At 74.6% G+C, this 13,311-nt stretch carries 16 protein-coding genes; 9 read left to right on the forward strand and 7 right to left on the reverse strand.

Annotated elements, in window-relative coordinates:
* Nucleotides 1-77: 77 nt before the first annotated feature.
* Entirely contained in the window at nucleotides 78-248 is a 171-nt protein-coding gene (locus tag G1H19_RS08980; RefSeq protein WP_152729960.1) for a CsbD family protein, read from the forward strand.
* A 305-nt stretch (nucleotides 249-553) separates the two neighbouring features.
* On the opposite strand, the gene G1H19_RS24470 is transcribed toward G1H19_RS08980, so the two are convergent.
* Nucleotides 554-1,423 carry an endonuclease domain-containing protein gene (locus G1H19_RS24470; protein WP_162393105.1) on the reverse strand — a complete coding sequence of 290 codons (870 nt, stop codon included), beginning with the start codon at nucleotides 1,421-1,423 and terminating at the stop codon, nucleotides 554-556.
* A gap of 198 nt (nucleotides 1,424-1,621) precedes the next feature.
* Nucleotides 1,622-2,416, reverse strand: a complete 795-nt coding sequence (locus G1H19_RS08990) for a (deoxy)nucleoside triphosphate pyrophosphohydrolase (RefSeq protein WP_152729962.1) — start codon at nucleotides 2,414-2,416, stop codon at nucleotides 1,622-1,624.
* Between G1H19_RS08990 and G1H19_RS08995 the strand changes: the two genes are divergently transcribed.
* The 6 genes from G1H19_RS08995 to G1H19_RS09015 all read left to right on the forward strand — a co-directional run bounded on the left by G1H19_RS08995 (nucleotide 2,415) and on the right by G1H19_RS09015 (nucleotide 6,759).
* A complete protein-coding gene (locus G1H19_RS08995; RefSeq protein ID WP_152729963.1) occupies nucleotides 2,415-2,891 on the forward strand; it encodes an RrF2 family transcriptional regulator in 477 nt (158 codons plus the stop codon). The genes G1H19_RS08990 and G1H19_RS08995 overlap by 2 nt on opposite strands.
* Nucleotides 2,892-2,925: 34 nt before the next feature.
* A complete protein-coding gene (cysC, locus tag G1H19_RS09000; protein ID WP_152729964.1) occupies nucleotides 2,926-3,516 on the forward strand; it encodes an adenylyl-sulfate kinase in 591 nt (196 codons plus the stop codon).
* A gap of 69 nt (nucleotides 3,517-3,585) precedes the next feature.
* On the forward strand, nucleotides 3,586-3,672 hold the full coding sequence (locus G1H19_RS24870; RefSeq protein WP_407647143.1) for a putative leader peptide: 87 nt from the start codon (nucleotides 3,586-3,588) through the stop codon (nucleotides 3,670-3,672).
* A gap of 114 nt (nucleotides 3,673-3,786) precedes the next feature.
* Nucleotides 3,787-5,451 carry a nitrite/sulfite reductase gene (locus G1H19_RS09005; RefSeq protein WP_235928159.1) on the forward strand — a complete coding sequence of 555 codons (1,665 nt, stop codon included), beginning with the start codon at nucleotides 3,787-3,789 and terminating at the stop codon, nucleotides 5,449-5,451.
* Between the two features lie 166 nt (nucleotides 5,452-5,617).
* Complete coding sequence (locus G1H19_RS09010) at nucleotides 5,618-6,331, forward strand: phosphoadenylyl-sulfate reductase (RefSeq protein ID WP_162393104.1); 714 nt, start codon at nucleotides 5,618-5,620, stop codon at nucleotides 6,329-6,331.
* 68 nt (nucleotides 6,332-6,399) lie between these two features.
* A complete protein-coding gene (locus G1H19_RS09015) occupies nucleotides 6,400-6,759 on the forward strand; it encodes a 4a-hydroxytetrahydrobiopterin dehydratase (RefSeq protein WP_152729965.1) in 360 nt (119 codons plus the stop codon).
* Here the strand turns inward: G1H19_RS09015 and G1H19_RS09020 are convergent.
* The gene (locus G1H19_RS09020; protein ID WP_152729966.1) at nucleotides 6,738-7,112 is read right to left on the reverse strand and encodes a VOC family protein; all 375 of its coding nucleotides are present in this window, start codon (nucleotides 7,110-7,112) and stop codon (nucleotides 6,738-6,740) included. The two genes, G1H19_RS09015 and G1H19_RS09020, sit on opposite strands and share 22 nt — an antisense overlap.
* A gap of 68 nt (nucleotides 7,113-7,180) precedes the next feature.
* Between G1H19_RS09020 and G1H19_RS09025 the strand changes: the two genes are divergently transcribed.
* Nucleotides 7,181-8,272, forward strand: coding sequence for a DUF3616 domain-containing protein (locus G1H19_RS09025; protein ID WP_152729967.1), 1,092 nt, complete (start codon nucleotides 7,181-7,183; stop codon nucleotides 8,270-8,272).
* 97 nt (nucleotides 8,273-8,369) lie between these two features.
* Here the strand turns inward: G1H19_RS09025 and G1H19_RS09030 are convergent, their stop codons facing one another.
* The 3 genes from G1H19_RS09030 to G1H19_RS09040 all read right to left on the reverse strand — a co-directional run bounded on the left by G1H19_RS09030 (nucleotide 8,370) and on the right by G1H19_RS09040 (nucleotide 11,724).
* Nucleotides 8,370-10,310 carry a PhoX family protein gene (locus G1H19_RS09030; RefSeq protein ID WP_152729968.1) on the reverse strand — a complete coding sequence of 647 codons (1,941 nt, stop codon included), beginning with the start codon at nucleotides 10,308-10,310 and terminating at the stop codon, nucleotides 8,370-8,372.
* Nucleotides 10,311-10,477: 167 nt separating this feature from the next.
* Entirely contained in the window at nucleotides 10,478-10,870 is a 393-nt protein-coding gene (locus G1H19_RS09035; protein WP_162393103.1) for a DUF3037 domain-containing protein, read from the reverse strand.
* Entirely contained in the window at nucleotides 10,867-11,724 is an 858-nt protein-coding gene (locus G1H19_RS09040; protein ID WP_162393102.1) for a HipA family kinase, read from the reverse strand. The genes G1H19_RS09035 and G1H19_RS09040 overlap by 4 nt, the downstream gene beginning before the upstream one ends.
* A gap of 122 nt (nucleotides 11,725-11,846) precedes the next feature.
* On the opposite strand from G1H19_RS09040, the gene G1H19_RS09045 reads away from it, so the two are divergent.
* Nucleotides 11,847-12,395, forward strand: coding sequence for a DUF1990 family protein (locus G1H19_RS09045; RefSeq protein WP_152729969.1), 549 nt, complete (start codon nucleotides 11,847-11,849; stop codon nucleotides 12,393-12,395).
* Between the two features lie 4 nt (nucleotides 12,396-12,399).
* Here the strand turns inward: G1H19_RS09045 and G1H19_RS09050 are convergent, their stop codons facing one another.
* A complete protein-coding gene (locus tag G1H19_RS09050; RefSeq protein WP_162393101.1) occupies nucleotides 12,400-13,218 on the reverse strand; it encodes a formate/nitrite transporter family protein in 819 nt (272 codons plus the stop codon).
* Between the last annotated feature and the right edge of the window lie 93 nt (nucleotides 13,219-13,311).

Here is a 13,311-nt window from a genome sequence, read left to right on the forward strand (position 1 = left end):
CCAGGCGGTCGACAGGTGTGACCGCCGCCCACCCCGGGTAGGAGCTCGCAATCACGCCGCCCACCCGAGGAGCAGTCATGAGCGCCATGGACAAGCTGAACAACAAGGCCGAGGAACTCTCCGGCAAGGGCAAGGAGGCCGCGGGCAACGCCACCGGCAACCGGGACCTGCAGGCCGAGGGCCAGGCCGACCAGGTCGGCGGCAACGTCAAGCAGGCCGGCGAGAAGCTCAAGGACGTCTTCAAGTGACCCCGTCCGGCGGCTGACGCCGGAGCACGCACGAGGACGCCGTCGGTACGCCGACGGCGTCCTCGTGCGTCCGGCCCCGGTCGCCCCGCGCGCCCCCTCCCTGACTTTTTCGGGCTCAAGTGACCGCCCTCGCGCCTGCCCCTCCCCTGCTGCTGACTATCTCGGGCTCAGGTCACCGGTCCGGGCAGCTTGATCGCCCTGTCCGGGCAGTGGTGGCCGGTCACCGCCGTGGAGCAGCCCCGGGTCGGCCCCGGTCGTAGCGGGCTTGCCCGGCAGCACCGCCGGACGGCACCCCGGGCCTCGGGTCAACCGGCGATCGGTGCCTCGCGGAGTGCCACACGGATCCGGCTGACCACGCCGTCGAGATCACGGAGGTCGTTGGCGCTGAGTCGGATGACCCGCCAGCCGGCGGCGACGAGCCGGGCGTAGCGCCGGTCGTCCCGGCGGATCTGCAGCTCGTCGAAGTGGTACTCGCCCTCGTACTCGACGATCAGCTTCGCCTCCGGCCAGGCGAGATCCACCTGCGCGGACCAGCCCCCCTCGGTGACGACGAACTGCGGGACCGGAGCCGGCAGTCCGGCCCGGTGGCAGGCGACGCGCACCCACGACTCAGGGGGACTCTGGGCCCGGCCGTCGACCAGCGGGAACACTCGGCCGACCCGGGCCGAGCGCCACCGTCCGCGGCGTCGCGCGAGCTCGCCGGCAAGGTCGAGCCCGCCGTCGCTGCGCACCATGGCGTCGAGCAGGCCGACGGCCGTGGCCACCGTCTCGATCGCCGCGACGTCCCAGGCGGTGCGTCCGCGCCGGGTGAGCGGGATGCCGTCGTCGGTCGTCCAGATCTCTCCCGGTGCGACGTCGGTCTTGTGCACCCGGACCCCGCGAGGCCCGTCCCACGGACAGCCCCGGGGTGCCACGACCAGCACCGGCTCGATCGCCGAAGCGAACGGCGCCCCGAACCACGCCGCAGCCGAACGGCCGCCGAGCGCTGCGCCCGGCGGCAGCAGGAGTGCAGCCCCCCGGCTGTAGAGCTCGTGGTCGGCGTTGAGCGCCGGATCGGCGTAGACGTTCTGCATCAACCGGCGGTACCGGCGCAGCTGCGGGCGGGTCACGTACCCGGCCGCGACCGCGTGAGTGCCGAGGAAGACGCCGTGCAGTTCCCGACGATCTGGGGTCACGCGACGGATCATGGGGTGCCGGAGCCGTTCCCTGCTGGCGTCGTCCACAGGTCAGGCCGGCCGTGTCACCCGCTCCCTGACTTGAGCCCGAAAAAGTCCGTTGGAGCGGGTTCCCACGTCGCGCAGAGACCGGACTCGAGCCCGGAGTAGTCGGTCTCGGGTGGGCGCACCGGCTCGGGATGAGGGTCGGCGGTCGGGTCAGCCGAGCAGGGCGCGGACGGCGGGGAGCAGGGGACGGTCGGCGGGGATCCAGTCCAGCGCGGCCAGCTCCCCGGCACCCACCCAGCGCAGGTCTGCGTGCTCGCGGGCCGCCGGCTCGCCGGACACCAGCCCGGCGGCCCACACCCGCATGGTCGAGGTGCCCGGCGGACCGCCACCGATGCGCGCGTCCAGCACGACCTCGCCGACGAACGCGCCCGGCTCGACCCGGACACCGAGCTCCTCCTGGCACTCCCGCACCAGGGCGTCCAGGTCGTGCTCGCCGCGCTCCACCTTGCCGCCGGGGAACTCCCACCGGCCGTCGAAGGCCCCGCCGCGCCGCTGCGCCACCAGCACCCGGTCGCCCCGCACCACCGCCGCACCCACCACCTGGACGACGTCCAGGGCGCGGGTGGCAGCCGCGGCGGCGTAGCCGTCCAGGTGTGCCCGCATCGCCCGGACCACCCGCCGGCGCAGCACCACCTGGTCCAGCGGCCCTGCGTCCCAGTCCACCAGCTCCTCGACGCGCGTGCCGGCGCCGGTGGCGGTGAACTCACGGGTGTGCACCACCCGCGGGCCCGGGCCACCCGCGTACACGTCCCGGTGCGGACGACGGGACTCCACCTCCTGCAACGGCGCCCGCCAGGGCCGGCCGAGGGCCCGGGCGACGTCGAAGGCCACCGTCGTCGGTGCCTGGACCAGGGTGCTGAACCGCAGGTGGACCACCCCGGCAGCCTCCCAGCGCGGGCTGCCGGCCACCAGCCCGCGCCGCACGCAGGGCACGATGGGCGTCATGCGCATCACAGCCCGGGTCGACTACGCGGTGCGGGCGGCCATCGAGCTGGCCGCCGCCGCCCCGGACGCCCTCACCTGCGACCGGATCGCCCAGGCACAGGGCATCCCCTCCCGGTTCCTGCAGGCCATCCTCGGCGACCTGCAGCACGCCCGGCTGGTCACCAGCCAGCGCGGCCGGGACGGCGGCTACCGGCTGGCCCTGCCGCCGGAGGAGGTGTCCATCGCCCGGGTCATGCGGGTGGAGCAGGGCTTCCTCGCCGAGGTGCACGGCCAGCGGCCGGAGGAGGTCGCCTACCCGGGCAGCGCGCAGGCGCTGACCAGCGTCTGGGTGGCCGCCCGGGACAGCTACCGGCGGGTCCTGGAGCAGGTCACGCTGGCCGACGTGGTGTCCGGCACCCTGCCGCCCGCCGTCGCGGAGCTCGCAGAGGTGGAGAGCGCCTGGCGGTCCTTCGGCGACCCCGAGCGCCGGGACTGACCGCACCCACCAGCGGCTCGGCGACACTGTGCGCATGAGCGCCCCGTCCGCCGCACCCTGGACCCCGCCGCCGCCCGGCGTCACCGTCTTCCTCACCGGCCTGTCCGGCGCCGGCAAGTCGACGGTGGCCGACGCACTGGTCGCCGAGCTGACCGCGGCGGGCCGGCCGGTGACCGTGCTGGACGGCGACGTGGTGCGCACCCACCTGTCCAGCGAGCTGGGCTTCAGCCGGGCGGATCGCGACCTGAACATCCGGCGGATCGGCTGGGTGGCCGGCGAGGTGGTCAGGCACGGCGGCACGGTCGTCGTCGCCGCGATCGCGCCCTACGAGCAGGCCCGGCAGCAGGCGCGGGCGCTGGTCCAGGAGCACGGCCACTTCCTGCTGGTGCACCTGTCCACCCCGCTGGAGGTGTGCGAGGAGCGTGACGTGAAGGGTCTCTACGCCCGGGCCCGTGCCGGTGAGATCCGCGAGTTCACCGGCATCAGCGACCCGTACGAGCTGCCGGTCGACCCCGAGCTGACCATCGACACCTCCCGCACGCCGGTGTCCGGGTCGGTCGCGCTGATCCGGGAGGCGATGGACCGCGCGCAGGGGGACCGCGCGCAGGCCGGCGCCCGGCGCTGAGCAGCGCACCGTCACCGGTGCACCCGGACGAGGGGCGGCAGCCGGTCCCCGCTGTGGCACCATGGGCCCGTGCCGCGCCGTGACCTCGTCCTCGTCGCGCGCCTGCACGTCGACCTCGGGCGCGTCTCCAGCGCCGCGTGTCCTGCCGCCGGCTGACAGCACCGCCCCGCCCGCGGCCCCGCCGCCTCCCCTGCGGCCCCGCCGCGTCCGCTCCGTCAGCGCCCGAGCCCGGCCCCTGGGGCCGCACCCGGCGCAGGAAGAAGTGCCGTCGTGACCTACTCCCCCACTCGCCGCCCCGGCCAGGCCCCCACGCGGGGGCAGGGTCAGTGGGCCCTGGGCTACCGGGAGCCGCTGAACCCCAACGAGCGGATGAAGAAGGACTCCGACGGCCTCGAGGTGCGCCAGCGGATCATCGACATCTACTCCAAGGCCGGCTTCGACTCCATCGACCCCGGTGACCTGCGCGGCCGGATGCGCTGGATGGGCCTCTACACGCAGCGAGCCGCGGGCATCCCGGGTGGCCAGACCGCCGTCCTGGAGCCCGAGGAGCTGGAGGACAGCTACTTCATGCTGCGCGTCCGGATCGACGGCGGGCAGCTGTCGGCCGACCAGCTGCGCGTCATCGCCGGGATCAGCACCGAGTTCGGGCGCGGCGTCGCCGACGTGACCGACCGGCAGAACGTGCAGCTGCACTGGATCCGGATCGAGGACGTGCCGGAGATCTGGGAGCGGCTGGAGGCGGTGGGGCTGTCGACCACCGAGGCCTGCGGCGACACCCCGCGCGTCGTCCTGGGCTGCCCGCTGGCCGGGGTGCTCGACGACGAGGTCGTCGACGCCACTGCCGCGATCGCCGAGACGGTGGAGAAGTACGTCGGTGACCCGCAGTTCTCCAACCTGCCGCGCAAGTTCAAGTCCTCGATCTCCGGCTGCAGCCACCACTGCACGAACCACGAGATCAACGACGTCGCCTTCGTCGGTGTGCGCAACGCCGCGGGCGAGGTCGGCTACGACCTGTGGGTCGGCGGCGGGCTGTCCACCAACCCGATGTTCGCCCAGCGGCTCGGCGTCTTCGTGCGCCCCGAGCAGGTCTCCGACGTGTGGGCCGGGGTGTGCGCGGTCTTCCGCGACTACGGCTACCGCCGCTCGCGCACCCACGCCCGGATCAAGTTCCTCATCAGTGACTGGGGCACGGAGAAGTTCCGCCAGGTGCTGCAGGACGAGTACCTGCACGAGGCACTGCCCGACGGCCCGGCCCCCGAGCGCCCGGCGACCGACCAGCGCGACCACGTCGGTGTCGCCCGCCAGGTCGACGGCACCAACGCCGTCGGCTTCGCCCTGCACACCGGCCGGATCGGGGGCGAGCTGCTCGGCACCGTCGCCGACCTGGCCGACCGGTTCGGTGCCGGACGCATCCGCACGACCGCGGACCAGAAGCTGGTCATCCTGGACGTGCCGGACGCCCACGTCGAGGACCTGGTCACCGAGCTGGCCGTGCACGACCTGCAGGTCCGGCCCAGCGCCTTCCGCCGCGGCACGATGGCCTGCACCGGCATCGAGTTCTGCAAGCTGGCGATCGTGGAGACCAAGGGCCGCGCCCGCACGCTGACCACGGAGCTGGAGCAGCGGCTGCCGGACTTCGACGAGCCGATCTCGATCAACGTCAACGGCTGCCCCAACTCCTGCGCCCGGTTCCAGACCGCCGACATCGGCTTCAAGGGCATGGTCGTGCGCGGCGACGAGGGCTTCCAGGTGCACCTGGGCGGCCACCTGGGCTTCGAGTCCTCGATCGGCCGCAAGCTGCGCGGCCACAAGGTCACCGCCGAGGAGACCGCCGACTACGTCGAGCGGGTGCTCCGCGGGTACCTCGAGCACCGCGAGCCCGGCGAGCGCTTCGCCGCGTACGCCGCGCGGGCCGACGAGGAGTGGTTGCGCTGACCCCGCCTCCACCGACGGAGGGAAGAACCCGGCAGCTGCCCCCGTTCCACTGCCCGTACTGCGGCGAGGAGACCCTCCGGCCGCGCGAGGACGACGGCGAGTGGCACTGCGGGTCCTGCCTGCGGACGTTCACCCTCCGCCTGACCGGGACAGGAGTGCAGCAACCGTGACCGTCGCCCTCACCCAGCCCGGCCCCGAGCTCGCCGCCGAGGCCGACGCCCGCTTCTCCGGCATCGCCGAGCCCGTCGAGCAGGCGCTGGCCGTGCTCACCTGGGCCGGGCAGACCTTCGGCGACTCGTTCGCGATCACCTCCTCGATGGCCGACGGGCTGCTGGCGCACCTGGCCGGCCGCGCCGTCCCGGGGGTTCGCGTGGTGTTCCTGGACACCGGCTACCACTTCGCCGAGACGATCGGCACCCGCGACTGGATCGCCTCGGTCATGCCTATCCAGGTGCAGAGCGTGCTCCCGGCGCAGACCGTCGCCGAGCAGGACGCCGAGTACGGGCCCCGGCTGCACGACCGCGAGCCCGACCGGTGCTGCGACCTGCGCAAGGTGCAGCCGCTGGCCCGGGCGCTGGCCGGGCTCTCCGCCTGGGGGTCCGGCGTGCGCCGCGACGAGTCGCCGACCCGCGCCGGCACCCGGCTGGTCGACTGGGACGCCAAGCTCGGCATGGTGAAGGTCAACCCCATGGCCGCGTGGACCCAGGACGACGTCGACCGCTACACCGCCGAGCACCAGGTGCCGGTGAACCCGCTCGCCGAGATCGGCTACGCCTCGATCGGCTGCGCGCCCTGCACCCGCCCGGTCGCCCCGGGCGAGGACCCGCGCGCCGGCCGCTGGGCGGGCAACGGCAAGACCGAGTGCGGGCTGCACACCTGAAGAAGGACCACGTCCCTCCCCACGACGCGCTCCGCACGCCGCGGGCCCCGAGGACGAGGCCAACGGCGTTGGGTGCCGCCGAGGTCGCCGCCGCGCTCGCCGGGCTGCCGGCCTGGCAGGGCGACGAGCACGGCATCAGCCGGTCCCGCCGGTTCCCCAGCATGCTCGCCGCGGCCGAGGCGGTGGTCGAGATCGCCGCCGAGGCCGACGAGATGGACCACCACCCGGACGTCGACCTGCGGTACCGGACGATGCACGTCGGCCTGACGACCCACGACGTCGGCGGTGTCACCGAGCTGGACCTGCGCCTGGCCCGCGAGATCGACCGGGTGCTCGGCGAGGACCAGGGCCCGCGGGCGCTCGACCGGACCGACGAGCAGCGCACCCGTGCGCGCCGGCCGCCCGCTCAGCCCGGCAGCGGGGCGTAGAGGTCCACCCGGTAGCCGTCGGGGTCGGCGACGGTGGCGTACCGCTGCCCCCACGGCGCGTCCCAGGCGGCGGTGACCACCGTGCCCAGCGACCCGATCGCGGCCACCGCCTCGTCGACCTCGGCCGGTGAACCGCAGAGCAGGGCGATGGCGGCGTGGTTGCCCGGCCGCGGCGGCTCGCCGAGCAGCCCCGTCATCATCTCGTGGTCGTCGATCATGAGCTTCGGCGACCCGGTCGACTCCACGTGCTGCTCCCCCGGCTGCAGCGGCGGGAACGAGAAGCCCAGCAGCTCGTAGAAGGCGACGGCACGGGGCAGGTCGGCAGCGGACACGGCGACGGCAGCGAGTTCCATGCCCAGGTCCTACCGCACCCCACCGACAGATCGACGGGCGCCCGGCGGTGGTCTGGCAGGCTGCCGGCATGATCACCCCCGCCCCGGTCGTGCGTCAGGTGGCGCTGCACTTCACCGAGGGGTCACGCGCCGCGGCCACCCACGTGAACCTGTCCGCCGTCCGGCAGGACGGGCCGCACCTGTGGGTGGCCGGGGACGAGACCGCGACGCTCGAGCGGCTGACCGTGCGCACGACCGACGGCGTCGCCACTGGCTGGTCCGACCAGCACAGCGTCCGGCTCGCCGACCTGGTCGAGCTGCCCGCCGCCGACGACGAGGTCGACGTCGAGGGCATCGCCCGGCAGGGCCCGTGGCTGTGGGCCGTCGGCTCGCACAGCCTCAAGCGCAAGCGGCTGCGCGCGGGCGACGACGACGCCAAGGCCCGGCGACGGCTGGCGAAGGTGGTGCGCGAGCCGAACCGCTTCGTGCTCATGCGGCTGCCGGTCGACCCGGCCACCGGGCTGCCCGCACGACGGGTGGCCGGCCCCGACGGCGTGCTCACCGCCGCGGTCCTCGGCGGGCGCGGCGACGCGCTCACCGACGAGATGGCCCGCGACCCGCTGCTCGCCCCGTTCCTGTCGATCCCCAGCAAGGACAACGGCGTCGACGTCGAGGGCATCGCGGTGCACGGCGACCGGCTCTACGTCGGCTTCCGCGGCCCGGTGCTGCGCGGCTGGGCGGTGGTGGCCGAGGTGTGGCCGGAGACCTCCCCCGGCGACCCGCACCGGCTGCGGCTCCGGGAGCTGCCCGAGGGCGGCCGGTACCGGCTGCACCTGCTCGACCTGGACGGGCTCGGGGTGCGCGACCTCTGCCCGGACGGGCCCGACCTGCTGGTGCTCGCCGGTCCGAGCATGAGCCTGTCCGGCCCGGTGCGCGTGCACCGCTGGCTGGACGGGTGCGCCACCGACGCGCCCGCCGTGGTCCGCCGGGAGCAGCTGCCGGCGGTGCTGCAACTGGCCCACGGCGAGGGCCAGGACCACGCGGAGGGGATCGCCGTGCTGGACGAGACCGGCCCGGACGGCGCCCGGCGGCTGCTGGTCGTGCACGACAGCCCGGCCGCCGACCGGCACGCCGAGGCCGGTGCGCTGCTGGCCGACGTGGTCGACCTGCCGGACCGCTGACCCGCACGGGTGCCGTCGGGACCCTGCTCCCGACGGCACAGGACGCACGACCGCCGCCGGACCCTTCCCCTGAGGTCCGGCGGCGGTCGGCGCCGGCTCAGCTGCCGATGACCCCGCCGTCGTCCTTGGTGATGACGACGGTGGCGGACCGGGGCACGGTCACGCCGTCGAGCCCGGGCCAGGTCGCCTCGGGCACGCCGTCACCGGGGTGCTGCAGGTTGACGAACATCGTCCGCTGGTCGGGGGTGTCGATGACCCCGCTGACCTCGCAGCCCCGGACGCCGGTGAGGAAGCGCTTGATCTCCGGGCGGCCGTCGGCGTCGGTCACGAACGGGTTGACCGCCAGCATCTGGTCGTTGGCGCCCAGCGGCTGGGTGCCGTCGGTCTGCACCCAGACCCGGCTGTCCCGGTCGACCCACAGACCGTCGGGCGAGCCGAAGGCGTCCTCGGCGAGCACGGTGGAGCCGTCCGGGGCGACCCCGACGGCGTCCCGGCCGGGGCCGGCCAGCAGCAGCAGGTCCCAGGTGAAGGACGTCGCGGCGTGGTCGTCGCCGTCCTCGTACCAGCGGATGACCGAGCCCCACTTGTTGGGGACGCGGGGGTTGGCCGCGTTCTTGACCGCCGACGCCGAGCCGCCGTCGTTGCTCAGCGTCAGGTACACCGCACCGGTGTTCTGGTCGACCGAGGTCCACTCCGGGCGGTGCATCGGGGTGGCGCCGACGCTGGTGGCGGCCAGGCGGGCCTTGACCAGCACGTCGCCCTGGTCGGCGAAGCCCTCGGCCGCGGTGAGCCCGGGGGTCCCGTGCACCAGCGGCAGCCAGGTGCCGCGCCCGTCCTCGCCGAACTTGCCGACGTACAGCGTGCCCTCGTCCAGTGGGCTCTTGCCGCGGGCGCGCAGGCTCTTCCAGTTGCCGCTGCTGACGAACTTGTAGGCGTACTCGTTGACCTGGTCGTCACCCATGTAGACGACGACGCGCTGGCCCTTGGTGGTGTGCACGAAGGCGCCCTCGTGCTTGATGCGCCCGAGCGCGGTGCGCTTGACCGGGGTGGACCGCGGGTCGGCCGGGTCGATCTCCACCACCCAGCCGAAGCGGTTGACCTCGTTGGAGTTGCCGGCAGAGAGCCGGAACCGGGCGTCCCGGGCGGCCCAGTAGTAGTTGTCGCCGCCGATGCCGTAGCGGGCCTTGAGGGCCTCCGCCTCCGGGTCGAGGGTGCCCTCGACGGCGAAGTAGCCGTTGAAGTTCTCCTCGCACGTCAGGTACGTGCCCCAGGGGGTCGCGCCGTTCGAGCAGTTGTTCAGCGTGCCGACCGGACGACGGCCGTCCGGGTCGGCCGGGGTGCGCACCAGCCGGTGACCGGCGGCGGGCCCGCTCATCGCCATCGGGGTGTTGGCGGTGATCCGCCGGTTCTGCGCGGAGCGGACCAGCGCCCAGGCGCCGTCCCTGCCCCGCTCGATGCGCGCAACGCTGACACCGTGCGCGGCCTGCGACTTGCGCACCTGGTCGGCGGTGATGACGTCCTTGCCCGGGCGGGGCGTGGCCTTGGAGCCGACCTGGAGCAGCTGCTCGTCGGTGTACTCGTGGTTGACCACCAGCGTGCCGCGGGTGCTGCTGCCGTGGTCGGGGAAGAAGTGCATCCCGTCGTGGTGCATGCCGACCTGCTGCTCCTGCTCGGCAGCGGTGTTCTGGCCCGGGCGGAAGGCCGGGTAGCTGCCGAGCAGGGGGGTGCCCCAGGGCAGGAACGGCGTCGCCTTGTACCCCGCCGGGACGACGACCTGGTCGCCGAACGCCAGCGGCACCGGGGTGTAGCCGAGCAGGCCGGTGCGGTCCTTGCCCTTGCCGTTCCCGTTGCCCTTGCCGGGCGCGGCTGCGGCGGAGCCGGCGGTCACGACGGAGGCGCTCATGAAGCCGACCGCGGTGGCCAGACCGCCCATCAGCACGCTGCGACGGGACAGGCGCGCGTCGATCAGTGCGCTCATGTGCGTCGCGGTCGTGGGGTTGGTGCCGACGTTCTCGGAGGCGTCGCCGTACTCGCTCATCGTTCTCCTGTCTCGGGGGCCTGACAGGGCGGCACGCTAGGCAGCCCGGACGACCGGGAGGTGGACGAGCGACGTGCCGATCGTGAACCTCCTGTCCACCGGTCGTTCACCCGCACGCGGTAGGGCCCGGCCCCCGCAGGCCTGCTCAGGCCCTGCTCAGGTCCTCCTCAGGCCGGGACGGGCAGGACCAGCAGCTGCAGCAGGCGGTCCGCCTCGGCCGCCGGGTCGGCGGTGAGCCCGGTGTGCACCCGCCCGGGCTGGACGACGGTGCTGCGCGGTGCGGTGAGCCAGCGGAAGCGGGAGCCCAGCACCTCGCGGCCGGCGGCACCCGCGGCGGCGGAGGCGGCGCACACGTCGGCGGCGGCCTGCAGCGCCCGGCCGATGGCCCCCGGGTCGGCCGTCGGGTCCAGGGCGCGCAGCCGGTCGACGTCGAGGTGCACCCGGGCGCCGAGGAAGTCCAGCTGGCGGCAGTAGACGAGCACCGCGGCGTTCATCGCCTCCCCCCGCTCCACCCGCGGCACCACCCGCAGCACCGCGTACTCGAAGGTCTCCCGCCTCACCGCTGCGTGACCCCGTCCGGCGGCGGCGGCCCGAGCCAGGTCGGGCGGTTCTGCCCGCGCGGGGCGGCGCGCCGCCCGGCTCCCCCGGCCGCGGCGGCCTCGACGAGCCCGGGCAGCCACGCGTCCCGGGCGGCCAGCCGGGCCAGCAGCTGGTCGACGTAGCGCTGCCGCACCCGGGCCGCCGGCTCCTCCCCGGTGGGCCCCTCCAGCCAGGCGTCGGGCACGGCGTCGAGAACCGGGACCAGCAGGTCCCGGGTCACCCGCGGGGCCAGCGCCGCGTCGGCGGCCCGCACGTCCGGGGCCGACTCGACCAGCGCGTGCTGCGCGGCGTCGTAGGGCCGGGCGACGGCCGCCGGGGCACCGGCCCAGGAGTGGTGGAAGGTGAGCGCGGCGCCGTGGTCGATGAGCTGCAGCCGGCCGTGCCAGAACAGCATGTTGGGGTTGCGCCAGGAGCGGTCCACGTTGCCGATCAGCGCGTCGAACCACAGCACCCGGCCGGCCAGCTCCGGGTCCACCCCGGCCGCGCCGGCCTCGAAGTCCAGGGCGCCGGGCAGGAAGTCCATGCCGAGGTTGACCCCGGCGGAGGCCCGCAGCAGCTCCTGCACCTCCTGGTCGGGCTCACCCACGGCCAGCTCGGGTGCGACGTCCACGGTGACCAGCGCGGGGACCGGCAGGGACAGCGCCCGCCCCAGCTCGCCGCAGACCACCTCGGCCGCCAGCACGCGCACGCCCTGGCCGGCAGCCCGCCACTTGACCACGTAGGTGCCGAGGTCGTCGGCCTCCATGAGCCCGGGCAGCGACCCGCCCTCACGCAGCGGCGTGACGTAGCGGGTGGCGGTGACGGCGGGCAGCACGATGCCGCGACCCTACCGGCGCGCGCCTTCCGGAGGCCCCGGGGACACTGGGCCGGTGAGGACTCCCGCCCCGCCCGCGACGCCGCCGCACTGATGGGTCCCATGCTGATGGGCGCGCCCTGATGGGCATCGGACGCACCACGTCGCTGTCCCGGATGGCCGACCTGGCGCTCACCTACCCCGAGATCGGCGCCACGCAGCGGGCCGAGCTGCCGGAGGGGTACCAGCACATCGAGCGCCGGGAGGTCGTCGGCTCCGGCCGGGAGGACTTCGAGCGCGCCGCGGCCGCGGTGTTCGACTGGCAGGCCCAGCGCGGCTCCGGGCTGCGGGTGCGGGCCACCGGGCCGGCCAGCCAGGTCGGCTCGCTGGTGCTGCTCACCATCGGGCTGCCCCGCCTCGGCCTGGACATCCCGTGCCGGGTGGTGTGGGTGGTCCAGCAGCCCGACCGCCGCGGCTTCGGCTACGGCACGCTGCCGGGCCACCCGGAGAGCGGCGAGGAGTCGTTCGTGGTGAGCCTGGAGCCCTCCGGCGAGGTCGTGTTCACGATGCGCGCCTTCGCCCGGATGGCCAGCCGGCTGGCGAAGCTGGGCGGCCCGGTGAGCACGCACGTGCCGCCCCTGGCGCTGGGCCTGTACACCCGCGCGATCCGCCGGGCCGCCGCCGGCCGCTGAGCGGTCACCGCCCGGCGCCGGCCTCGGCGCGCTCGTGCTGGATCAGGTCCTTGCTGCGCACCAGCCGCAGCAGCGTCACCACGAGCAGGCCGCCGGCCATGTTCAGCAGTGCCGTCCACCAGAACCAGCCCAGCCACGCGCCGTAGCCGAACGGGGCGCCGGACTGCAGGGCGGCGAAGACGATCAGCGAGTCCAGGATCGAGTGGAACATCTGCAGGCCGGCCAGCAGGAACGCCCCCGCGACGGCGGCCACGATCTTCGCCGGGTCCGACGTCGTGCCGTGCTGCATGCGGGTCATCAAGGTCAGCGCGGCCCCGGCGAGGAAGGCCAGGCACGCCGAGGTGACGTCGAAGGGCGCGTCGACGAAGTGCACCGCCGACTCGACCGCGGTCGCCCGGTACTGCGGGAACGCGTGCACGACGACCCACATCATCAACCAGCCGCCGACCAGGTTCCCGACCAGCGTGCCGCTCCACAGCCGGGCCAGCTGGCCCGGTGCCGCCCGGCCGGCCACGACGGCGGTGACCGGCACCAAGAAGCCCTCGGTGAACAGCTCGCTGCGGGCCAGCAGCAGCGCGATGAAGCCGATGCTGAACGCCAACCCGGCGAGCAGGTGGCTCTGCGTCTCGGTGTAGACGGCCAGCAGCGCCAGGACGCCGGTCGCCACCTCCACCCCGCCGGCCAGCCCGGTGGCCAGCACCTCCCGCCACGTGCGGTGCAGCCGCTGCGCGCCCTCGCTGACGATGAGCTCGAAGGCCTCCTGCACCTCGTCCTCGGCCGGGGCGTCGGTGCTGCCCAGCTCCACCCGCGCCTGGTCGACCACGGTGCCTCCTCGGTCGCAGAGCAGGTCCGTGGCTCGACGCCTGCCCGGCGGCACTACCCGGCGCGCCCGCCCGGAACCGGGCCGGCGGGCACC

The organism is Goekera deserti, assembly GCF_010685995.1.
GTDB classification, from domain to species: Bacteria; Actinomycetota; Actinomycetes; order Mycobacteriales; family Geodermatophilaceae; genus Goekera; species Goekera deserti.